Origin of the sequence: Butyricicoccus sp. OF10-2 (assembly GCF_003481925.1) — a bacterium.
In the GTDB taxonomy this organism is placed as follows: Bacteria; Bacillota; Clostridia; order Oscillospirales; family Butyricicoccaceae; genus Agathobaculum; species Agathobaculum butyriciproducens.
In genome coordinates this window covers 20,869-42,866 of sequence record NZ_QUMC01000030.1, presented here as the reverse complement: position 1 = coordinate 42,866, position 21,998 = coordinate 20,869, and the positions used below count along the sequence as shown (strand labels likewise).

Genomic DNA, 21,998 nt, shown 5'->3' with positions numbered 1-21,998 from the left:
AAGGGAAGAAAAAATGTGTCCGCAGGACGCGGTTTTTCTTCGAGATTCGCTCGAAAGCGTGGTTTCGAGCGAGAGGCTGTTCGGAAAACGAAGTTTTTCGACAGCCTCAAAGGACCCCAAAGGGGTCCTTTTCTGTGTGCGTAAGGCTCTTACTTAATGTTATCAAACAGTCCGGTAAAATCAAACGTTGCAAAGTAGTCCTTCGGGGTCTCTGCGCGGCGGATCATTTCTACCGAGCCGTCCTCGCGCAGCAGCAGCTCTGCGGAACGCAGCTTTGCGTTATAGTTATAACCCATCGAGAAGCCGTGCGCGCCGGTATCGTGGATATAAACGTAATCGCCGATGTCAATCTGCGGCAGATTGCGGTCAACGGCAAACTTGTCGTTATTTTCGCACAGACCGCCGGTCACATCGTAGGTATGATCGCACAGCGCGTTTTCCTTGCCGAGCACGGTGATATGGTGGTATGCGCCGTACATCGCCGGACGCATGAGGTTTGCCGCGCAGGCGTCCAGACCGGCATACTCCTTATAGGTATGCTTCTGGTGGATGCACTGGGCAACCAGAGCGCCGTAAGGGCCAAGGATAAAGCGGCCCATCTCGGTGTAGATGGCAACATCGTCCATGCCGGCCGGAACAAGAACCTCGTCGTAAGCCTGATGTACGCCTTCACCGATGGCCATGATGTCGTTCGGCTCCTGCGACGGACGGTACGGAATGCCTACGCCGCCGGACAGGTTGATGAATGCGATATGCACGCCGGTCTCCTTCTGCACGTCAACCGCCAGCTGGAACAGGATGCGTGCCAGTGCCGGATAATACTCATTGGCAACCGTGTTGGAGGCGAGGAATGCGTGAATGCCGAAATGCTTAACACCCTTTTGCTTCATGTACTTGAACGCTTCGACCAGCTGCTCGCGGGTCATGCCGTACTTGGCCTCCTGCGGGGTATCCATGATGGAGTTGTTCAGCACGAAGTCACCGCCCGGATTGAAGCGGCAGGACATGGTCTCCTTCCAGTCACCTACTACCTTGTCGTAGAAACCGAGGTGGGTAATATCATCGAAGTTGATGATGGCGTTCAGGTCGGACGCGAGCTTGTAGTCCTCTGCCGGAGTGACGTTGGAGGAGAACATGATGTCATGCTCCTTTACGCCGCAAACATCGCTGAGCTGCAGCTCGGGCAGGCTGGAGCAGTCACAGCCAAAGCCTTCCTCATGCAGAATCTGGATGAGACGCGGGTTCGGCGTCGCCTTAACAGCGAAGTATTCCTTGTAGCCCGGATTCCACGCAAATGCTTTCTTTACCTTGCGGGCGTTCTCACGGATCGCCTTCTCATCGTAAATGTGGAACGGAGTCGGATAGGTTTTGGTGATCTCCTGCACTTGCTGGAGCGTCAAAAAGGGTTTCTTTTCCATTGGTGTGTTCGCCTTTCCTTTACTGGGGTATTCAATCGGTATTCTTACCGAGAATTCGCTCAAATCGACGGCGCATATCGTTTTCCATGCGCTGGGTCTCGATTTCGTCGATATCAACGATACGGCCGTCCTTGATGATGACCACCATGCCCTCGCACAGCATTGCCGGTGCATCGGCACGGTCGAAATTCACCATTTCGCCGTTTACTTCAACGACTACGGAATCGCCTTCAAAGCGATCTACAATTCCGGTCTGCTTTGTCATAGCAGTCTCCTCCTCGCCTCATTGATTCTGGGCGGTACCACATTGGGTATTCCCTTTTACTTACATTACTTACTCTTAAGTTCTGCTTTACTTACTCTTAAATTCTGCTTTTGCAGATTACTCTACGCAGTGATGGTAGGAATCGAACTCATCGGTCACTGCCTTGGTCGGTGCCGGTGTCAGCAGGCTGACAACAACGATGGCAAGCAGACCGAACACAAAGCCCGGCACGATCTCATACAGATCGAAGATGCCGCCGGACAGCTGCGCCCATACCAGATCGACTACGCCGCCGACGATAATGCCGGCATACGCGCCCTGCTTGTTCGTGCGTCTCCAGAACAGCGAACACAGAACCAGCGGACCGAAGGCAGAGCCGAAGCCGCCCCATGCGTAGGATACCAGACCAAGGATGGTGCTGTTCTGGTTGGTTGCGATCAGAACAGCGATAATTGCTACCGCCATAACGCAGCCGCGGGAGACCCACATCAGCTCCTTCTCGCTTGCGTTCTTGCGGATCTTGTTGTGGTAAAAGTCCTCCGTGATAGCGGATGCGGTAACCAGCAGCTGGCTGTCCGCAGTGGACATGATGGCTGCCAGAATAGCCGACAGGAAGATACCGGCGATGAATACCGGGAAGATCTTCGCTACCATGTTAATGTAGATGGTTTCCTGATTGCCGTCATTGAGCAGCAGTCCGTCGCCGAGGAACATACGGCCGGAAACGCCAATCATGATAGCTGCGGTCAGCGAGATAAGCACCCATACCGTAGCAATGCGTCGGGATTTCTTGATCGCCTGCGGAGACGAAATGCCCATGAAGCGCACGAGGATATGCGGCTGACCGAAGTAGCCGAGACCCCATGCAAGCAGCGAGATGATGCCCATTGCAGTATACGGCACGCCGGTCGCACCGTCAACGAGCATATTCAGGAAATTCGGATCGAACGCTTCCACCTGCGAGAAGAACTCGGTCGGGCCGCCCATCGAGAAGATAGCGATGGTCGGAACCGCGAGCACGCAGAAGAACATCAGGATGCCCTGGAAGAAGTCGGTCCAGCAAACAGCGAAAAAGCCGCCTGCAAACGTGTACGAAATAACGACTACTGCACCGACCAGCAGCGACACTATGTACGGAATGCCGAATACGGACGAGAACAGCTTCGCGCAGGATACAAAGCCGGACGCGGTGTAGAACAGGAAAAACACCAGAATGAACACCGCTGCAACAACCGAAATCCAGCCGCTTTCATCGTGGAAACGGTTTTTGAAGAACTGCGGCAGCGTAATCGCATCACCTGCGGTTTTGGTGTACTGGCGCAGACGCTTTGCAACGAGCAGCCAGTTAAGGTAAGTGCCAATAGCCAGACCAATGGCAATCCATCCTGCGGAAATACCGGACAGGTACGCCGCACCCGGCAGACCCATCAGCAGCCAGCCGGACATATCGGATGCCTGTGCACTCATGGAGGTTACCCACGAGCCAAGCTGTCGGCCGCCCAGAAAATACTCATTTGTCGTGCGGTTTTTGCCGACGAAATACATGCCTATGCAGAGCATAAAGATCAGGTAACAGCAGAATGCCGCTATTGTGATTATGCTGTCGAAAGTCATATGTTTTACCCTCCTAAAATTTCATTTTAATTATACACGGAAACGTGCAATTTTGCAAGATTTCACGAAGGAAATTGCATCTTTAGCGAAAAATATACACTTTGCACAATTTTCCGCCGAGGAAAATGACAGCAGTTATCACAAACGCACCCAACATATCCTCATTCTGCAATATCAGACGGGCTCTCCTGCACGAGAAGGCGTCCGGCGGTACGGTCGATGCCAATGGCGCCGAGCGGCGCGGTAATCAGGATGGCGAGCACCGCCACCGAAAGCACCAGCTGTCCGCACGGCAGACCCATCGACAGCGGCACCGAGCCGATGGCCGCCTGCACGGTTGCCTTCGGCAGATAGGCAATAACACAGAACAGGCGCTCCTTTCGGTTCAGCCCGGTACCGAGCATACAGATGCTTACGCCGACTGCGCGGAACACGAGCGCAAGTGCGATCATGAGCACAGCGGCGGCACCGGCCTGTACTGCGCAGCGGATATCCACAGCCGCGCCGACTAGCACGAAAAGAATCGCTTCGGCAGCGATCCACAGCTTGCCGAACTTGGCGGACAGACGTTTGGTGACTTTCTCCGGACTTTTGATCTTGAGGACGCACGCCATGCTCATAACGGCCAGCAGTCCGGACACGGACACGATGCCCTTGAGCCAGGTCTCCACCGCCATCAGCAGGAACGACAGGCCGAGAATCAGAATAACCTTCGTGCTGTTGCGGACATAGCAGCCGTGCCGATAAGCGGTCTCAAGGAACAGGTGCAGCAGCAGACCGACAGCCGCACCGAGCGCCACGCCGAGCACAATGGAAACCGGGATGTTCACGAAATCCATCATGTTGGCACTGCCGCCTTGTGCCATGCCGACAAAGGTCGAGAACAGCACGATCACATAAATATCGTCACAGGACGCGCCCGCCAGTATCATCTGCGGAATGCCCTGCCCTGTTCCCCGCTTTTCTTCCATCAGCTGTACCATTCTCGGCACAACCACCGCCGGAGATACCGCACCGAGCACGGCACCCATGACGGCCGCTTCTATCCGGTTGATGCCCAGAATGTGCGGCGCGAGCAGAAAAAACGCCAGAATCTCACAGCTTGCAGGCACGCACGCCATCATGACCGCCGGACGTCCCACCCGCTTGAGGTCGGACAAATCGAGCGACAGACCCGCTTTAATTAAAATAATGATGAGCGCCATCTGCCGCAGGTCGGACGAGATGGACAAAATGGAATCGTCCAGCCAGTTCAGCACATACGGGCCTATCAGAATGCCCGTAAGCAGCATGCCGATGATGCGCGGCAGACCAATCCGGCTGCACAGTGCCGCCGCAGCCAGACCGAGCAGAAATGCAAGCGCGAGTGAAGTAAGCATAGTTTTTTCCTCCCAGAAACGCAGAAAAGCCGATGGCATCTGCGTAAATTTAACGCAGAAGTCATCAGCTTTAAGTCTAAAAAAAGTCTAAAAAAGCGGTTTAGGACGTTCGTCCAAGGGAGAACCTCATTCCCCTGTTGCAGTTCTTATTATAAGGTATAGAAACCGGTTTGTAAAGCGGAATTTACAGCGCCATCGCTCTCGCCAGCTTGCTGGTCGGCTCAACCACGAGGTCAAGCTGCTGCGCCAGCTCTGCGGCAAGCGCGTGGAAGGTATCCTCGCTGCCTGCGACATACTCAAGTTCGATCTCGCACAGCGGCGCCGCTTTACCGTTATGACGCAGTTCGCCTTCGTCAAGCGCCATTTCGCACACGGTGTCGTCCTCCTGCAGCAGAACCGCACACCGGCGGAACGAAACCGTGCAGATTTCATGCAGGTCGGCTGCCAGCGCCCGCTCGCACAGGTCGTTCGGTGCACCAAGCTCGGGCAAACGGCGCAGACCGTCAAGCAGAGAGACCGCCTCGCACTGGTACTCCTCGTGGGCACGCATGCCGTCCGGCGTATCCGTGTTGCGCAGCTCATACAGCACACGCTGCGGTCGTTCTCGCGGCGCAGACGCAGTGCCGCTTGATGTTCCTTCAGCAGTCCGTCCGCCGTGTCAAAATAGCTGGATTCCATGTTGATGGTTCGGCTCTGGCTGCCAATCCGCGAGGAAGCCCACAGCAGCGCCTGACCGAGCAGCTTCTCGTCGGCACGCCACTTATATTCCTTCTCCATCGTTTTATCCATTATCGCACCTGTCCGTTTCCGTAAATGATATACTTGGTGGTGGTGAGCGCGGTCAGACCCATCGGGCCGCGTGCGTGCAGCTTCTGGGTAGAAATGCCGATTTCAGCGCCGAAGCCGAACTCAAAGCCGTCGGTAAAGCGCGTAGACGCATTGACATAGACAGCCGCCGCGTCCACTTCCTCAAGGAATCGCTGCGACGCATCATAATCGCGGGTGACGATGCACTCCGAGTGACCGGTGTTAAAGCGGTTGATATGCTCAATGGCCTCGTCCAGCGAATCGACCACCTTGCACGAAATTTCGTAGCCGAGGTATTCTCTGCCGTAATCCTCATCGGTCGCGGGCGCAATGCTGTCACCGAGGATGTCCATCGTGCGCGGACAGCCGTGAATTGCCACATGATCGGGTGCAAGGCCCTCTGCTGCCATCGGCAGAAATTTCTCCGCAACGTCCTTGTGGACAAGCAGGCTTTCCGCCGCATTGCATACGCTCGGGCGCTGGCACTTGGCGTTGACGAGAATATTCTTCGCCATCTCAAGGTCGGCAGCCGCATCAACGTAAACGTGGCAGTTGCCCGTGCCGGTCTCGATGACGGGCACGGTCGCGTTCATGACAACCGAACGGATCAGTCCTGCACCGCCGCGCGGAATCAGCACATCGAGATAGCCGTTCAGCTTCATCATCTGGGTTGCGGTGTCGCGGCTGGTGTCCTCCACCAGATTGATGGCGTTCTCCGGCAGACCCTCGGCCGCCAGTGCTGCGCGCATCAGCCTGGTCAGGCACATGGAGGACCGGAATGCCTCCTTGCCGCCGCGCAGGATGCACGCCGAGCCGGCCTTGAAGCACAGCACAGCCGCATCCACGGTGACATTCGGACGAGCCTCGTAGATAATGCCGATCACACCCATCGGCACGCGCTTCTGACCGATGTTCAGGCCGTTCGGACGCTTGTGCATCCAAAGCACCTCACCGACCGGGTCGGGCAGCGCCGCCACCTGACGGCAGCCTTCGGCAATGCCCGCAATGCGCTTTTCGTCCAGCATCAGGCGGTCGATCAGGCCGTCGTTCAGACCTGCCGCTCTGCCATTTTCAATATCAATCCTGTTTGCCGCGATGATCTCGTCCGCATGTGCCATCAGCGTGTCCGCAATGGCGAGAATGCCGCGGTTTTTGTCGTTCGTGCCGAGCTTCGCCACTGCGTACTTGGAGCGGCGGGCGTCCTCGGCAATTTCTAAAAGCTGTCGCATTACTTTCACCTCTTATAATCAGGAATTATTAGTAATTATAATCCTTTTGGAACAGGGTTCCAACCTCTTTACCGTCCACAATATCATACAAAAGTCCCTGCTTATCGCCGTTGGCGACCATCATGGGAATGCCTGCGTCCATGCAAAGCTCTGCGGCGGTGATTTTGGTCGCCATGCCGCCCGTGCCGTGCGCGGAACCGGCGCCGCCCGCCATACGGCGGATTTTTGCGTCGATCCTGCCGACGTGGTTAATCAGCTTGGCCTGCGGGTTGGTGCGCGGATTGGAGTCGTACAGGCCGTCGATATCCGAGAAGATAACCAGCAGATCGGCATCGCACATGCGTGCCACAACCGCGGACAGCGTATCGTTATCGCCGAAGTTCTCGATATGCTTCAGCTCAGCGGTTGCAACCGTGTCGTTTTCGTTGATGATGGGCACAACGCCGATCTTGGTCAGCGCGGTAAACGTGTTATGGATGTTGGTGCGCTGGTCGTCATCGACGATATTCTCGCGCGTCAGCAGGATCTGCGCCACGTTGATGCCGTATTCCAGAAACATTTTGTCGTAAATGTGCATCAGCTCGCACTGCCCGACAGCCGCCGCCGCCTGCTTGACCGACAGCTCCTTCGGTCTCTCCGCCAGGCCGAGCTTTGCCGTGCCGACCGCCACCGCACCCGAGGATACGAGCACCATCTCGAAGCCGCGGTTCTGCAGGTCGCTGATCGTGCGTACCAGACGCTCGATACGGCGGATATTCGGCTTGCCGTTGTCATAAGTCAGCGTCGAGGAGCCGACCTTGACGACAATACGCCGGACCTCGTTCATGTTCAGCATAAAAATGACCTCCAAAAGATAACGTGGAAGCCTTTTCCCGGACTTCCGCCAATATACACATTTTATCACACTAAAACGCGAGAGACAAGCCGAACACAAATCTTTTACACTTTATACACATTGTGAAAATTCTATACGGAGATTTTTATCGTTTGCACAGAATTTTTATTTCAAAACCTGTCATATTGTGCTATACTATATCTTATCTTCTTATGCCCAAATTCGACAGTACCGCTTTTCAGCGGCGCTGTCCGCATATATATTATAATGAAAGGAAGGGACCCGTTATGGCAAACCGCATGGTTCTTCATATTGCCGGTCAAAAATACAACCTGGTCTCCAACGAGAGCGCGGACTATATGCATGAGGTAGCCGAGCTGGCACGCCAGACCGTAGCGCACTGCGGCGGCTCGCCGTCGTTTGCGTCCACACGCGCGTTGGCACTGGCAACGGTCACGCTGGCGGATGATTACATCAAGGCCAAGTCTGCCGCCGAAGCCGCTGAGGCAAAATGCCGTGCCCTCGAAGCCGAGCTTGCCGCACTGCGCGACCGACAGGCGCAGAATAACGGCAAGCACCCGAATCACAACCGCAAATGAGGAATAAAGTAGAACTTCTTGCTCCCGCCGGTTCGCCGGAGGGCATTCGCGCCGCTGTGCAGTCCGGTGCAGGCGCGGTCTATATGGCTTCGGCATGTTCAACGCACGCCGCAACGCACAGGGCTTTTCGCATGACGAGATGGCAGATGCCATCGCCTACTGCCGCGCACGCGACGTAAAAACCAATATCACACTCAACATTCTTGCAGGTGACCGCGAGCTTGAGGATGCACTCGAGGATGCAAAATTCCTGTACGAAGCAGGCGCGGACGCGCTTATCGTGCAGGATCTGGGGCTGGCGCGGCTCATCCACGCACACGCGCCGGATTTCGCGCTGCACGCCTCCACGCAGATGACCATTCACACGCTCGACGCAGCAAAGCAGGCGCGCGACATCGGCTTTTCGCGCGTAGTGCTCAGCCGGGAATGCTCCCGCGAGGAGATCAAACTCATCACCGAGCAGGCCGGTGTCGAGACCGAGGTGTTCGTGCACGGTGCGCTGTGCATGTGCTACTCGGGTCAGTGCTACCTGTCCGCCGTGATCGGTCAGCGCTCGGGCAACCGCGGTCTGTGTGCACAGCCGTGCCGCCTGCCGTACAGCGGCGGCTATCCGCTGTCGCTCAAGGATCTCATGCTCGCCGGACACGTTGCCGAGCTTTCCGACTGGGGTGTGTCCTCGCTCAAGATCGAGGGCCGCATGAAGCGTCCGGAGTACGCCGCTATTGTAACCAAGGTTTACTCTGACCTGCTCCGCGAACACCGCAGACCGACCGCCGAGGAGCGCGACATTCTGCGCCGCGTATTCTCGCGCGACGGCTTCACCGACGGCTACTACACCGGCAAACTGGGCAACAGCATGTTCGGCACCAAGACTGATGTGCCGATGAACGAGGTAAAGAAACTCTATGACGAGGCCGCGCACCGCTTTGCCGAGGGCAAGGAGGCACCGCTCGTGCCGGTTTCCCTCTGCTTTACCGCCCGCAAGGACACCGGCGCGGTGCTCAGCGCGGACGGCGTTTCGGTCGTCATGCCGGTGGAGCAGGCGCAGAACCGCCCGACCACACCGGAGATGATCGAAAAATCGCTCAGAAAGATCGGCGGCACGCCGTTTTATATTGAGAATATGCGTATCGAGGTGCAGGACGGTCTGATGATCCCGGCGTCCGTGATGAACGGCATGCGCCGCGATGCACTCGACCTTCTGCTGGCAAAACGCGGCGTTGCGCCTCCCGCGACTGGCTGCACGGCAACGTGCTGCCGCGCGACGACGAGGCCGCTGCCCGCGAGGGCTTCCGCGGCTACACCGCAGCCGTGCGCACCAAGGCGCAGGCGGATGCGCTGCGCGAGCTTGGTCTGGAGACCGTTTACGTCCCGCTTGAAGTTGCAGCGCAGACCGGACTGCCCGCCATCCTGCCGCGCGTGTTCTCGGACAATGAGCAGCCGCAGATCGAGATGCTGCTCGGTGAAGCCATGAGCCGAGGAACCGACACGGTTCTCGCCGGAAACATCGGTCACATCCCGCTTGCCAAGCGGCTTGGCTTTACCGTACACGGCGATTTCGGTCTGAACGCCTACAACAGCAAAACGCTGAGTGCGCTGGCTGAAATGGGCGTTTCCCGCCAGACGCTTTCGTTCGAGGCTCGTCTGGCGCAGATTCGAGATATGCGCGGTCCGCTCGAGACCGACCTGATCGTCTACGGCCGTCTGCCGCTGATGATCTTTGAAAACTGCGCCATTCGCCGTCAGCACGGCGGCAAGTGCTCGTGCCAGAACGGCGTGACATACCTCACCGACCGCCGCAAGGAGCGTTTCCCGCTGCTGAACGAATTCGGCTGCCGCAACACGCTGCTGAACAGCCGTCCGCTCTGTCTGCGTGAGGATTTTGCCCGCCTGGGTGTACAGACCGCGCGTCTGCAGTTCACCATCGAATCGCCCGAGGAATGTGTGCGGATTGCCCGCGCGTTCCTGTCCGGCGCACCGCTGGACGGCGAATTTACCAACGGATTATATAAAAGAGGAGTCGAATAATGGAGATCGTTTTAGCGTCCGCTTCGCCGCGGCGCAAGGAGCTTCTGTCGCTTATCACCGAACACTTTACGGTCTGCCCTGCCGATGCGGACGAAACCCTGCGAGATGCGCCGCTCGGCGAGGAAGTCACCCGCCTTTCCCGCCTGAAAGCCGAGGCTGTGCAGGCGCAGCACCCGAACGCCGTGTGCATCGGCTCGGATACCATGGTCACGATTGACGGACTGCGCCTCGGCAAGCCGAAGGACGCGGACGAGGCCGCTTCCATGCTCCGCCGTCTGCGCGGACGCACCCATGAGGTGCTGACCGGACTTGCCGTGCTCACGCCGGACGGCGGGGCGCACACGCTGCACACCTGCACGCGCGTCACCTTCCGCGATTTTGCGGAGGACGAGCTTGCCGCCTACCTCACCACCGGAGAGCCGCTCGACAAGGCCGGCGCCTACGGCATCCAGGGCCACGGCGCACTGCTCATCAAGGGCATCGAGGGCGACTATTACAGCGTCATGGGTCTGCCTGTGGCTCCGCTTTATACCATTCTGCGCGATATTCATGCGGTGTAAGCCGCATTTACCTGCTGAAATTCCACATTTCAGTGCAACATTATGAAAGGAAGATTCGTTTTGCGACGACGTCATAAAGTCGGCTCTCCGCTCCTGATCGGTGCGGCAGTCGTCATTCTGCTGTGCATTTTCTCCGCGGTGTACAGCGGCATCAGCGGCAATTCCTCGCCGATCACGAGAGCCGCCGGTGCGGTTGTCCGGCCGTTTCAGCGGTTCGGCACCGGTGTCGGACACTTTTTCAACAAGGGACTGGATTATTTCACCGAGTTTGATGCACTCAAGGCCGAGAATGAGCAGCTCAAGCAGCAGATCAGCGACAATGCACAGCTTGTGCGCGACGCACAGATCGCGCTCGAGGAAAACAACCAGCTGCGCTCTCAGCTTGGGCAGCCGGAGAACACCCGCACCACCACCACGGTCAGTGCTGAGGTCATCGCCCGCAGTCCGGGCGACTGGGCGGATACGCTGACGCTGGACAAGGGCAGCTCGAGCGGCGTCAACAAGGACGATCTTGTAACGACCGTGGACGGCATGCTCGGCTTTGTCAGCGAGGTGACCGACAACACCTGCGAGGTGACTTCCATCACCGACCCGAAAATGCAGTGCGGCGCGCTTGTCACCCGCACGCGCGAGACCGCCATTGCGGAGGGCGACTATAACCTGATGACACGCGGTGCGCTTCGCCTGTCCTATCTGCGCGAGGACTCCAAGGTGGTCGTCGGCGATACGGTCGAGACCTCGGGACGCGGCGGTGTATTTCCCAAGGGCATCCTCATCGGCACGGTGGAAAGCGTACAGCCGGAGGAAAGCGGTCTGTCGTATTACGCGGTCATCAAGCCGTTTGTCAGCGTGGACAGCGTTTCCTCGGTTTCCATCATCACCGAATACACGGACACAGCGGAGTAAGCCATGCAGAGAGAACATATTTCCATCCCGAAGCTGATCGCGTATGTGCTTTTTTCGGTGATTATCTTCGCGCTGCAGACCGGCACGTTCGGCGGCATGCGCATTTTCGGCTCTGCGGTCGATCTGCTGCCCGCACTTGTCACGGCAGCCGCGCTGCTCGGCGGCCCGGCGGAGGCGGCTGTTACCGGCTTGACGGTCGGCATCTGCTATGACCTCAGCTTCACCGGCGTGGACGGTCTCTATCCCCTGTTTTTCCTGCTGTTCGGCTATGCCGCCGGAAAGCTCTGCCAGAGACTGCTCACCCGCAATTATATTTCCATGCTCATCCTTACGGCGTTTGAGTGTGTGCTGCTCGGTCTGCTGCGGTATCTCTTCTCGCTGATGCATGCAGGCGCGTCCTTCCTGATCGTCCTGCGGCAGCTTGCCGTCGGTACGGTGCTGACCTGCCTGTTCTGCTTTGTCGTTTACCTGCCGCTGCGCAGGCTCAGCGGCAAATCCCGTAAGCGCAGCCGCTGACCCTTTGCGGAAAGGAGCACTTCCCCATGTTAAATAAACCTCAACTGCTTCGCCGTCTGCTCGCGCTGTGCGGACTGCTGCTGCTGTGCAGCGGTGTGGCGCTCTCGCAGTTATTCCAGCTGCAGATTCTGAGCGGCGAAAAGTATGTCCGCCGCTCGGCGGAGTTTCTCACCACCACGTCTACGGTTTCCGCTGCCCGCGGTGAGATCCTCGACCGCTACGGCAGGCCGCTCGTCACCAACAACACCGGCTTTTCGCTCGTGCTCATCTACTCGTCCTTCTGGGACGGCAACGATAAGCGGTTTGATACCCTGCTCGATCTGACGCACCGTATCCAGACCGCAGCCGTGGACGCGACCGCCAAGCAGAATGCCGCAAAGGCGGCTGCTGCCACCGATACCTCGAGTGACACCTCTGCGGATGCCGCAGACAGCACGGATACGTCCTCGGACACCCCGACCGACACCGCGCAGGCGGTTTCTGCGGACACGGCGGCGATTCCGTCCATCAACGACCGGCTGCCGATCACACAGTCCGCGCCGTTCACCTACAACAGTTCATCGCTGGCCGAATTGTCGGGTTATATGAAGGACAGCGCCAAGTCGCTCGGTCTGGATGCGGTTACGGCGGCTGTAGACGCTGCCAAGCAGGCGAACGAGACCGACCCCAAGACCGACGAGAACGGCAACACCATTGATCAGGCGGCACAGGTGGATGCGACCAAGCTGGTCTCCCCGACCGAGTTTATCAACGCCATGCGCGCCTATATGGAGAAAAACCTCGGCATGCCGACCGATCTCTCGCTTGCGGACGCCCGCACGATGGTCGGCATCTATTACAGCATGCGCACGGTCGGCTTCAGCAATCAGGCGACCTACACACTCGCGGACAATGTGCCGATGGACCTGATCGCCTATATCAAGGAGCACAGCGCGGATTTTCAGGGCATTGAAATCCAGAGCGAAGCCGTCCGCCAGTACGACACCGCCACCGCCGCGCACCTGCTCGGCACGATCGGCTCCCTGACCTCCGACGAGTGGAATTCCGACAAAAACGGCGGCCCTTACAAGGACAAGACAGGCTACCAGATGAGCGATCTCATCGGCAAATCCGGTCTGGAGAGCGCGCTCGAGTCCTACCTGCACGGCACGGCAGGCTCCCGCACGGTGGAGACCGACCTTGGCGGTTCGGCTATTGCCGAGCAGACCACCGCTACGGCTCCCAAGCCGGGCGACAATGTTATCACCACGATTGACCTTGACCTGCAGGAAGTCGCCGAGAAATCGCTGGAAAGCAATCTGTCTGCCTACGGCAAGGGCGGCGCGGCTGTTGCGCTCGACCCGAACACGGGCGAGGTGCTCGCGATGGCGTCCTACCCGACCTACGATCTGGCAAACTACAACAAAAACTACGCCTCCATCCAGGCGGACAGCCGCCATCCGGAGGTAAACCGTGCAACCTCGGGTGTGTACCCGCCGGGCTCCACCTTTAAGATGGTGACCGCCATCGCGGGTCTGGAGGAAGGCATCATCTCCGGTGACACCTACGTTACCTGTACCGGCACCTACGAGTACGGCGGACAGACCTTCCGCTGCAACAACCACGACACACCCATGACGCTCAACGTCACGGATGCGCTCAAATACTCGTGCAATACGTTCTTCTACACGGTCGGTCAGAAGCTGACCGGTGAGCACCTCGAACAGTGGACTAAGAAGTTCGGTCTCGGCACGGCGACCGGCATCGAGGTCGGTGAAACCACCGGTCAGGCGGCAGGCCCGACCTACCGTGAGCAGCAGCGCAAGGCCGACCCGGCGATCCGCGAATGGCAGGGCGGCGATGATCTGAACGCAGCGATCGGTCAGTCGGATAACGGCTTTACGCCACTGCAGCTGGCAAACTATGTTTCCGCGATTGTAAACGGCGGCACGCTGTACAAGCCGACGCTCGTCAAAAGCATCAAAAGCTACGATTACAGCAGCTTTATGAAAACCGATGAATCCGAGGTGCGCGGCAAGATCGACATTTCGGATGCCACGCGTGAGCTTGTCATGCAGGGCATGAGCGAGGTTACCGACGAGGGCGGTACCGCAGGCAGCGTTTTCGCGGACTACCCCATCAAGGTCGGCGGCAAGACCGGTACGGCCGAGATGTTCGAGAACGGCGAGTCATTCGACAACGGTCTGTTCATCGCGTTTGCACCCTTTGACAACCCGCAGATCGTTATCTGCGTGGTCGGTGAAGGCGCAGGCCACGGCGCTTACGTTGCGCCGATTGTGCGTGATATGCTTGATGAGTATTTCTCTGTCGGCAAGTCGGACCGCGCAGCTCCCGTCAGGCGGAGAACACCCTGATTCGATAAAACAATTGTAAGCGAAACTGCAGTTTCGCGGCAGCCTAAGCCCGGCAAATGTGATTTTGCCGGGTTTTCTGCGTTCAAACCAGGCGGCTTTCCAAGTTTTCAACAAAAAAATCTCGAGGAACGCTTGTAAACCGCCCGCTGTTAGTTTATAATACACTTGTAGGCGAATCTGCAGATTTATGCAGTATTGCCTTAAATAAGGTTTTCTTTCGGAGGCGGTATGTTGAAGGTGATTCTTGTTGCGTCCGGTAAGGGCGGCACAGGAAAAACCTCCCTTACAGCGGGCGTAGGCGCGGCTCTCGCGCAGCTTGGCAGCAAAGTGCTGCTGATTGACGGCGACTGCGGTCTGCGCAATCTGGATATCGTGCTCGGCATGTCCGACCGGGTGGTCTACTCGTTTGCCGATGTGGCAGGCGGCGCAGTCCCCCTCGCGGATGCCATGGCGTGTCATCCGGATATGAAAACGCTGTACTTACTCACTGCACCGGTGGCGCTTCCCGCTCTCAGCGAGCGCGGCATGGAGCAGCTGGCTGTGCAGGCCGAGGAGGCCGGGTTCGACTACCTGCTGATCGACGGTCCCGCCGGACTGCCGGCTGAGCTTTCCTTTCTGGCGCATATTGCCACGCAGGCGATCATCGTCACCTCGACCGACCGCGTGTGTGTCCGCGGCGCAGAACGCTGCGCCCGCAAGCTGGAGGAGGAATACTGCATACAGCGCATCCGCATGGTGCTTAACCGCGTGCGTCCGCAGCTCATCAGCCACGGCAAATCCGGCAACATCGACGACGCGATGGACGAAGCGGGACTTCCCCTGCTCGGTCTCGTACCCGAGGATGTGGACCTCATTTCGTGCAGCAACAGCGGCAGGAGCATTCATGCCGTCAAGCACACGGGCGCGGCTCGCGCCTTTATGAATATCGCCCGGCGGCTCAACGGCGAGCGTATTCCACTTAAATTGTAAGTAATCTCAACATGAATATACAGGAAAGGGGTTATTCCTGATGAATATAGCACTGATCGCACATGACCGCAAAAAAGAACTGATGGTACAATTTTGCATGGCATACTGCGGTATTCTTGCAAAGCATAATATCTGTGCCACCGGCACCACCGGCAAGTTTGTTGAAGAAGCTACCGGTCTGAAAATCGACAAGTGCCTTGCGGGTATGCAGGGCGGCGAGGAGCAGATCTCCGCGCGCGTAGCCTACAACGAGATCGACCTCGTGCTGTTTTTCCGTGATCCGATGTCCAACGCACAGTACGAACCGGACGTTCATGCGATTTCCCGCCTGTGTGACATGCACAATATCCCGATTGCAACCAACTCGGCAACCGCGAGATGCTCATCCTCGGTCTGGACCGCGGTGATCTGGATTGGCGTAATATTGTCAACCCGAAGAACAAAAAATAAACATAGCATTCGTTGCACCGGATCGGGTACGCCAATTCGGTGCATACGTCTGTCTTGAGGAGAATCAAAATAGTTATGGAAAAAGTAAAACCCAGAACCTTATCCGGCTTTATGGAGCTGCTTCCGGCACCGCAGGTGCAGATGGAGCGCATCATGCAGGTACTGCGCGAAACCTATGCGCTGTACGGCTTCTATCCGCTGGATACCCCGCTGATCGAGTCCTCCGAGGTACTGCTTGCCAAGGGCGGCGGCGAGACTGAAAAGCAGATCTACCGCTTCACCAAGGGCGACAGCGATCTGTCCCTGCGATTCGACCTGACCGTACCGCTGGCAAAGTATGTTGCCCAGCACTACGGCGAGCTGACCTTCCCGTTCCGCCGTTTCCAGATCGGCAAGGTTTACCGCGGTGAGCGCGCACAGCGCGGCCGTTTCCGCGAGTTCTATCAGGCGGACATCGACGTCATCGGTGACGGCAAGCTGGACATCATCAACGAGGCCGAGGTGCCGAGCATCATCTACAAGACGTTCACCTCGCTCGGTCTTCAGCGCTTCAAGATCCGCATCAACAACCGCAAGGTGCTCAACGGCTTCTTTGCTATCCTCGGTTTGACCGAGAAGGCCGGCGACGTGATGCGCACCATCGACAAGCTGGAGAAGATCGGCGCAGAGAAGGTAAAGACCATTCTGGTCGAGGATTTCGGCGTGGAAGCGGCTACGGCTGACGAGCTGCTGAAGTTCATCGAGACCCCGGGCGGCACCGAGGGTATCCTCGCGGCGCTGGAGGGCTACAAGGGCAGGAACGAGGTATTCGACCTCGGCGCAGAGGAGCTGAAAACGGTTGCAACCTATATGCAGGCGTTCGGCGTTCCGGCTGACCACTTCGAGATCGACCTGACCATTGCACGCGGTCTGGACTACTACACCGGTACCGTTTACGAGACCGCTATGCTCGACCATCCGGAAATCGGTTCCATCTGCTCGGGCGGCCGCTACGACAACCTTGCCGAGTACTACACCGACAAGCAGCTGCCGGGCGTGGGCATTTCCATCGGTCTGACCCGTCTGTTCTACGTTCTCGGTGAGCAGGGTTATCTGAACGACCAGATGAACAAGGCACCGGCGGACGTACTTATCCTGCCGATGACTGACGACATGGGCGCCGCTATCAAGACCGCTACCGCTCTGCGCGAGTCGGGCATCCGCACCCAGTTGTACAGCGAGCAGAAGAAGTTCAAGCACAAGATCGGCTACGCCGACAAGCTGGGCATTCCGTTCGTTATCTTCCTCGGTGAGGATGAGATCAACGCGGGCGTTGTCGCTGTTAAGGATATGGAGAGCGGCGAGCAGGTCAAGATTTCGCTTGACGAGGCAGCAAAGCTCATCCATGACGGTCTGGCGAAGAAAAACGCAGGCAAAGTAATCTGCGACAAATAAATCGCTAAATTGCAGGGCGGGTGCCCCCCGCCTTTAGTAGAGATAGATTTTCAACTGAATATGGAGGGATTGTTTATGAAACAGCTTGTTTACGGCGGTATTCTCATGATAACCGGCATGCTCGGTGTCATTGCGGCTATTCTGGCGCTTTCCGCGTCGATTGCCGACAACGCTTCCATTATGTTCCTTATCGCCTTCGCCGGCATTATTTTATTTGCGATTATGGCCTTTCTCGGCTATTATGAGCACGTTCGTCCGGCGATGAAGGATAAGGACAATCAGTAACTTACCATCTATATTTCAGCTAATTCGTGCAACAGCGCGTATTAAATAGAATTTGCTCTGCAAATCAAAACTGTAATAAACAAATCTTAAAGGATTGATAAACATGAATAACACATCTATTGCAGGCATGAAGCGCACGCATATGTGCGGCGAGCTTCGCCTGGAGCACGCGGGCCAGACCGTTACCGTAAACGGCTGGGTTGACCGCGTGCGTGACAACGGCGGCGTTCTGTTCCTGCTGCTGCGCGACCGTGCGGGCATTGTACAGTGCACGTTCGACAAGTCGGTCAATGCTGACCTGTTCGACATTGCCTTCACCTGCCGCACCGAGTTCGTTGTAGCGGTAAAGGGCAAGCTGGTGGCCCGCGATGAGGCAGCCATCAACAAGAAGATGCCGACCGGCGAGGTCGAAATTATTGCCGAGGACATCCGCATTCTGTCCAAGGCAGAAACCACCCCGTTTGAGATCGACGACACCAAGGAGGTCGGTGACCAGATCCGTCTGAAGTACCGCTACCTTGACCTGCGCCGTCCGTCCATGCAGAAGAACCTGATGCTGCGCCACCGCGTAACGCAGGTTGCCCGCAACTACTTCGACGAGCACGGCTTCCTCGAAATCGAGACCCCGATGCTGACCAAGTCCACCCCGGAGGGCGCGCGCGACTACCTCGTGCCGTCCCGTGTACATCCGGGCAAGTTCTACGCCCTGCCGCAGTCCCCGCAGCAGTACAAGCAGCTGCTCATGCTGTCCGGCATGGACCGTTACATTCAGATCACCCGCTGCTTCCGCGACGAGGATCTGCGCGCTGACCGTCAGCCCGAGTTCACCCAGATCGACCTTGAGATGTCGTTCGTTGAGCAGGATGACGTTATCGCCGTCAACGAGGGCTTCCTCCAGCGCGTATTCAAGGAAGTGCTCGATGTTGACATTCAGCTGCCGCTGCCGCGCATGACCTGGCAGGACGCCATGGACAAGTACGGCTCGGACAAGCCGGACGTTCGCTTCGGCTTTGAGATCAAGGATATTTCCGACATTGCCAAGGACTGCTCGTTCAAGGTGTTCAAGGACACCGTAGCGAACGGCGGTACGGTTCGTCTCATCAACGTAAACGGCTACGCGGACAAGTTCCCGCGCAAGGAGATTGACAAGCTCGGCGAGTTCGTCAAGACCTACCGCGCAAAGGGTCTGGCATGGATGAAGCTCGCTGCAGACGGCAGCATGACTTCTTCGTTCGCCAAGTTCCTGTCCGAGGACGAGATTGCAGCCATCAAGGAGCGCGCAGGTGCAAAGGAGAACGACCTGCTGTTCGTTGTTGCCGACGCAAACTGGCAGACCGCCGCTGTGGCTCTGGGCGCGCTGCGCTGCGAGCTGGCTAAGCGCCTGGGTCTGGCTAAGAAGGACGACTTCAAGCTGCTGTGGGTCACCGAGTTCCCGCAGTTCGAGTACAGCGAGGAGGAGAACCGCCTCGTAGCCATGCACCATCCGTTCACCGCACCGATGGACGAGGATATCCCGCTGCTGGACACCGATCCGGCCAAGGTTCGTGCCAAGGCTTACGACATTATCCTCAACGGCTGTGAGCTGGGCGGCGGCTCCATTCGTATCCACGATCCCGAGCTGCAGACCAAGATGTTCGAGGCCCTCGGCTTCACCGAGGAGAAGGCCAAGGAGCAGTTCGGTCACCTGATCACTGCGTTCTCCTACGGCGCACCTCCGCACGGTGGTCTGGCTTACGGTCTGGATCGTCTGTGCATGCTGCTCGCCGGTCTGGATTCCATCCGCGACGTGATCGCCTTCCCGAGGTTCAGAACGCGTCCGACCTGATGATGAACTGCCCGGATACCGTAGATGACAAGCAGCTGGACGATCTCTCTATCGCAGTTACCCGCGTAGAGGAAACGCCTGAGGCATAAATTCTAACGACTTGAGAAGCCGCTGCGGAAACACCACAGCGGCTTTTCCGTTTCTGCGAAAGGAGCAACTTTTTTGAGCATTGAACGTAAGGTTCAAAACGAAACCGGAAGAAATCCGTACCGAATCGGTGCAAACGTACTGCTGCTCGTTGCGTTTTTCCTGCTGTTCCATCCCCTGCTGAGCAGGGGCTCGCTGATGTATCAGCCGACCATCTCGCACTGGCTGACCGCAGGCGCATTTGTGCCGCTGGTGCTGCGTCCGTGGCGCCGCAACCACCCGTTTGCGGAAAATCACACGCGGCTGTACGCGGCGGTTCTGCTCGTGCATGACGTGCTGCTGTTCCTGTCTGCGGCGGCTGTCAGCCTGATCCTGGTGGAATACATGGTCAAGGGCTGTGTCATCACGCTCAAGCAGTCGTTTTTTCAGGGCTGGATCTGCTATGTGGCGGTTTACGCCGCGGCCTATCTGATCTGCGGCAACGTGCGTATCGGCGTATGCTCGGCATGGCAATTTCGATGATCCACGGCATGATCGACCACTACGTTATGCTGTTCCGCGGCACGCCTGTCATGCTGAGCGACATTGCCGCCATCGGCACGGCAGCCAACGTGTCCAAGGGCTACTCTGCACCGATAGAGCTTTCCGTGCTCCGCGCCGCAGCGGCGGCTGTGCTGTTCTGCGTGAGCGTGTGCCTGATGCAGCGCAGCTTCAAGGTGCACAAGCGCTGGTACTTCCGCAGACTGTTTTCGCTGCCGTGTGTGCTCGTGCTGGCGTTCATCGCCTACACCGGCATCCAGACGGTCGGCACCGGACTGGCTTTCTGGCAGTCCAGCCGCCAGTACAGCGAGATTTTCTACTTCCTGCGCTGCGCGACCAGCTCGTTTGTCAAGCAGCCGGAGGGCTACAGCGCGGACGCGCTTTCTGCCGCACAGAGCGAATTTACCGGCAAACAGGGCACGAAAACGCCCAATCTGATCGTGATCATGAACGAATCCTTCTCGGATCTCGGCTCGGTCGGTGCGCTTGAGACCAACGAGGACCCCATGCCGTATGTGCACAAGCTGATGCAGGGTCAGGAAAACACCATCAGCGGTCAGCTGACCGTTTCGACCTTCGGCGGCGGCACCGCCAACACCGAGCTGGAGTTCCTCACCGGCGATTCGATGGCGTTCCTGCCGTACAACTGCTCGGCGTATCAGGTGTTCATCAAGAGCGAAATGCCCAATCTGACCTCGGGTCTGGATTCGCTCGGCTACCAGACGGCGGCGATTCACCCCTATCTGTCCACCTCGTGGAACCGCACGAACGTCTACCGCTTCTTCGGCTTTGAAGCGCAGTATTATCAGGACGATTTTGCCGCTGACGCCAGTCGTGTGCGCGATTATATCAGCGACAGCGCAAGCTACAAGAAGATTTTCGAGCTGTACGAGAACAAGAGGGAAAACACGCCGCTGTTCGTGTTCAACGTAACGATGCAGAACCACGGCGGCTACGACTGGGACGGCGACGGTTACTTCGACAAGCGCATCTACCTCACCGGTGAGGAGCAGGACAAGTACCCGACGGTTGACCAGTACCTGTCGCTCGTGCGGTACAGCGACGACGCCGTGCAGGAGCTGATCAGCTACTTCTCCAAGGTGGATGAGCCGACGGCAATCGTGTTCTTCGGCGACCACCAGCCCAATCTGCCGGAGGACTTTTACAACACCCTGCTCGAGAGTCAGCGCGGCAATCTCTCGGATGCCGAGCTGCGCCAGAAAAAGATGGTAACGCCGTTCTTCATCTGGGCGAACTACGACATCGAGGAGCAGACAAACATGCAGATCAGCGCGAACTATCTGTCCGCGTATGCGCTGAACGCGCTCGGCTGCTCGACCTCGGGCTTTGACCAGATGCGCCTTGCCCTGCAGCAGCAGATTCCGGTGATGAACGTCAACGGTTATCGCCTGCCGGACGGCACCTGGTATCCGCAGAGCGAACAGCCGGAAAACGACCTGCTGAACGATTATCACAATGCGGAATATGCGCAGATTTTTGATGCAAAAAATCGCAGCGATGAATGGTATACACCGTAATTTCGTGCAGATCCCCACTTTATGTGGGGATTTTTCCTTGTAAAAAAGATACAGTTTTACGAATTTTTTTGTTGTTCCTGATAATTTTTTAACGTTCACTTTGTAAATCTGCGTTCAGTTAACGTCGAAATGCACAAATACACCTTCTTGTTTATGTGCAAGTATCCAAAGTGCGAAAAAAGTAAAAAAAATGCTTTGCTATAGCTCTTATATAGTGTTAAAATAACTTTCGGACAAGCGGCAACGCGGTTTGCCCATTTAACAGATCTTCAGTCCTTCGATTGACGGTCTTGTTTTTTGGGATCTTGCGGGCACGCGCACGCAAGCACAAATCGGTGCTGTACATTCACGAAGTTCCGG

The 21,998-nt window shown here is 57.3% G+C and carries 19 protein-coding genes, 3 pseudogenes and 1 riboswitch; of the genes and pseudogenes, 14 read left to right on the top strand and 8 right to left on the bottom strand.

Features of this window, described 5'->3' with window-relative positions; translation table 11 throughout:
- Positions 1-149: 149 nt before the first annotated feature.
- The 8 genes and pseudogenes from DXB00_RS13630 to proB form a co-directional block, all read right to left on the bottom strand.
- On the bottom strand, positions 150-1,418 hold the full coding sequence (locus DXB00_RS13630; protein WP_118729737.1) for a diaminopimelate decarboxylase: 1,269 nt from the start codon (positions 1,416-1,418) through the stop codon (positions 150-152).
- Between the two features lie 31 nt (positions 1,419-1,449).
- Positions 1,450-1,683: a DUF3006 domain-containing protein gene (locus DXB00_RS13625; protein WP_117490977.1), complete on the bottom strand. Its 234-nt coding sequence runs from the start codon at positions 1,681-1,683 to the stop codon at positions 1,450-1,452.
- A gap of 117 nt (positions 1,684-1,800) precedes the next feature.
- Positions 1,801-3,297 (bottom strand): sodium/proline symporter PutP, encoded by a 1,497-nt coding sequence (putP, locus tag DXB00_RS13620; protein ID WP_118729738.1) that lies wholly within the window; start codon positions 3,295-3,297, stop codon positions 1,801-1,803.
- 161 nt (positions 3,298-3,458) lie between these two features.
- Entirely contained in the window at positions 3,459-4,676 is a 1,218-nt protein-coding gene (locus tag DXB00_RS13615; protein ID WP_118729739.1) for a cation:proton antiporter, read from the bottom strand.
- 48 nt (positions 4,677-4,724) lie between these two features.
- A riboswitch (Fluoride riboswitch) is annotated at positions 4,725-4,819 on the bottom strand.
- A gap of 41 nt (positions 4,820-4,860) precedes the next feature.
- The gene (locus DXB00_RS17465) at positions 4,861-5,265 is read right to left on the bottom strand and encodes a hypothetical protein (RefSeq protein WP_243107238.1); all 405 of its coding nucleotides are present in this window, start codon (positions 5,263-5,265) and stop codon (positions 4,861-4,863) included.
- A 17-nt stretch (positions 5,266-5,282) separates the two neighbouring features.
- Positions 5,283-5,453 (bottom strand): annotated as a pseudogene (locus DXB00_RS18310) (CYTH domain-containing protein); the annotation flags it as partial.
- An 11-nt stretch (positions 5,454-5,464) separates the two neighbouring features.
- Positions 5,465-6,721 (bottom strand): glutamate-5-semialdehyde dehydrogenase, encoded by a 1,257-nt coding sequence (locus tag DXB00_RS13605; RefSeq protein ID WP_442861149.1) that lies wholly within the window; start codon positions 6,719-6,721, stop codon positions 5,465-5,467.
- A 19-nt stretch (positions 6,722-6,740) separates the two neighbouring features.
- Positions 6,741-7,547 carry a glutamate 5-kinase gene (gene proB / locus DXB00_RS13600; protein ID WP_243022701.1) on the bottom strand — a complete coding sequence of 269 codons (807 nt, stop codon included), beginning with the start codon at positions 7,545-7,547 and terminating at the stop codon, positions 6,741-6,743.
- 287 nt (positions 7,548-7,834) lie between these two features.
- Here proB and DXB00_RS13595 point away from each other — a divergent pair, with 287 nt between their 5' ends.
- The 14 genes and pseudogenes from DXB00_RS13595 to DXB00_RS13535 all read left to right on the top strand — a co-directional run bounded on the left by DXB00_RS13595 (position 7,835) and on the right by DXB00_RS13535 (position 21,638).
- Positions 7,835-8,146, top strand: a complete 312-nt coding sequence (locus tag DXB00_RS13595; protein ID WP_158578334.1) for a cell division protein ZapA — start codon at positions 7,835-7,837, stop codon at positions 8,144-8,146.
- 94 nt (positions 8,147-8,240) lie between these two features.
- Complete coding sequence (locus DXB00_RS13590; RefSeq protein WP_243107237.1) at positions 8,241-9,620, top strand: peptidase U32 family protein; 1,380 nt, start codon at positions 8,241-8,243, stop codon at positions 9,618-9,620.
- Positions 9,599-10,174: a U32 family peptidase gene (locus DXB00_RS17460; RefSeq protein WP_330427934.1), complete on the top strand. Its 576-nt coding sequence runs from the start codon at positions 9,599-9,601 to the stop codon at positions 10,172-10,174. Before DXB00_RS13590 ends, DXB00_RS17460 begins: the two co-directional genes overlap by 22 nt.
- A complete protein-coding gene (locus DXB00_RS13585; protein WP_118729744.1) occupies positions 10,174-10,734 on the top strand; it encodes a Maf family protein in 561 nt (186 codons plus the stop codon). The genes DXB00_RS17460 and DXB00_RS13585 overlap by 1 nt, the downstream gene beginning before the upstream one ends.
- A 60-nt stretch (positions 10,735-10,794) precedes the next feature.
- Complete coding sequence (mreC, locus tag DXB00_RS13580; RefSeq protein ID WP_158578335.1) at positions 10,795-11,640, top strand: rod shape-determining protein MreC; 846 nt, start codon at positions 10,795-10,797, stop codon at positions 11,638-11,640.
- Positions 11,641-11,643: 3 nt separating this feature from the next.
- Entirely contained in the window at positions 11,644-12,156 is a 513-nt protein-coding gene (gene mreD / locus DXB00_RS13575) for a rod shape-determining protein MreD (RefSeq protein WP_118729746.1), read from the top strand.
- A gap of 26 nt (positions 12,157-12,182) precedes the next feature.
- Entirely contained in the window at positions 12,183-14,510 is a 2,328-nt protein-coding gene (locus DXB00_RS13570; protein ID WP_119215046.1) for a penicillin-binding transpeptidase domain-containing protein, read from the top strand.
- Positions 14,511-14,738: 228 nt separating this feature from the next.
- Positions 14,739-15,479, top strand: a complete 741-nt coding sequence (locus DXB00_RS13565; RefSeq protein WP_117490997.1) for a nucleotide-binding protein — start codon at positions 14,739-14,741, stop codon at positions 15,477-15,479.
- A 40-nt stretch (positions 15,480-15,519) separates the two neighbouring features.
- Positions 15,520-15,929 (top strand): annotated as a pseudogene (locus tag DXB00_RS13560) (methylglyoxal synthase).
- Positions 15,930-16,004: 75 nt separating this feature from the next.
- The gene (gene hisS / locus DXB00_RS13555; protein ID WP_118285088.1) at positions 16,005-17,363 is read left to right on the top strand and encodes a histidine--tRNA ligase; all 1,359 of its coding nucleotides are present in this window, start codon (positions 16,005-16,007) and stop codon (positions 17,361-17,363) included.
- Positions 17,364-17,438: 75 nt separating this feature from the next.
- Positions 17,439-17,648: a hypothetical protein gene (locus DXB00_RS13550; protein ID WP_118285089.1), complete on the top strand. Its 210-nt coding sequence runs from the start codon at positions 17,439-17,441 to the stop codon at positions 17,646-17,648.
- Positions 17,649-17,751: 103 nt separating this feature from the next.
- A pseudogene (gene aspS, locus DXB00_RS13545) lies at positions 17,752-19,562 on the top strand (aspartate--tRNA ligase).
- Between the two features lie 73 nt (positions 19,563-19,635).
- Positions 19,636-20,082: a hypothetical protein gene (locus DXB00_RS13540; RefSeq protein WP_119215045.1), complete on the top strand. Its 447-nt coding sequence runs from the start codon at positions 19,636-19,638 to the stop codon at positions 20,080-20,082.
- Complete coding sequence (locus tag DXB00_RS13535; RefSeq protein WP_158581325.1) at positions 20,067-21,638, top strand: LTA synthase family protein; 1,572 nt, start codon at positions 20,067-20,069, stop codon at positions 21,636-21,638. The genes DXB00_RS13540 and DXB00_RS13535 overlap by 16 nt, the downstream gene beginning before the upstream one ends.
- The last annotated feature ends 360 nt before the right edge of the window (positions 21,639-21,998 follow it).

Excerpts from the sequence above, each read along its gene's own strand:
- putP (WP_118729738.1), bottom strand. The coding sequence starts at position 3,297 with ATGACTTTCGACAGCATAATCACAATAGCGGCATTCTGCTGTTACCTG.
- DXB00_RS13550 (WP_118285089.1), top strand. The coding sequence starts at position 17,439 with ATGAAACAGCTTGTTTACGGCGGTATTCTCATGATAACCGGCATGCTC.
- DXB00_RS13585 (WP_118729744.1), top strand. The coding sequence starts at position 10,174 with ATGGAGATCGTTTTAGCGTCCGCTTCGCCGCGGCGCAAGGAGCTTCTG.
- hisS (WP_118285088.1), top strand. The coding sequence starts at position 16,005 with ATGGAAAAAGTAAAACCCAGAACCTTATCCGGCTTTATGGAGCTGCTT.
- DXB00_RS13535 (WP_158581325.1), top strand. The coding sequence starts at position 20,067 with ATGGCAATTTCGATGATCCACGGCATGATCGACCACTACGTTATGCTG.
- DXB00_RS13570 (WP_119215046.1), top strand. The coding sequence starts at position 12,183 with ATGTTAAATAAACCTCAACTGCTTCGCCGTCTGCTCGCGCTGTGCGGA.
- proB (WP_243022701.1), bottom strand. The coding sequence starts at position 7,547 with ATGCTGAACATGAACGAGGTCCGGCGTATTGTCGTCAAGGTCGGCTCC.
- DXB00_RS13625 (WP_117490977.1), bottom strand. The coding sequence starts at position 1,683 with ATGACAAAGCAGACCGGAATTGTAGATCGCTTTGAAGGCGATTCCGTA.
- DXB00_RS13595 (WP_158578334.1), top strand. The coding sequence starts at position 7,835 with ATGGCAAACCGCATGGTTCTTCATATTGCCGGTCAAAAATACAACCTG.
- mreD (WP_118729746.1), top strand. The coding sequence starts at position 11,644 with ATGCAGAGAGAACATATTTCCATCCCGAAGCTGATCGCGTATGTGCTT.
- DXB00_RS13615 (WP_118729739.1), bottom strand. The coding sequence starts at position 4,676 with ATGCTTACTTCACTCGCGCTTGCATTTCTGCTCGGTCTGGCTGCGGCG.
- DXB00_RS13565 (WP_117490997.1), top strand. The coding sequence starts at position 14,739 with ATGTTGAAGGTGATTCTTGTTGCGTCCGGTAAGGGCGGCACAGGAAAA.
- DXB00_RS13630 (WP_118729737.1), bottom strand. The coding sequence starts at position 1,418 with ATGGAAAAGAAACCCTTTTTGACGCTCCAGCAAGTGCAGGAGATCACC.
- DXB00_RS17460 (WP_330427934.1), top strand. The coding sequence starts at position 9,599 with ATGCTGCTCGGTGAAGCCATGAGCCGAGGAACCGACACGGTTCTCGCC.
- DXB00_RS13590 (WP_243107237.1), top strand. The coding sequence starts at position 8,241 with ATGTTCAACGCACGCCGCAACGCACAGGGCTTTTCGCATGACGAGATG.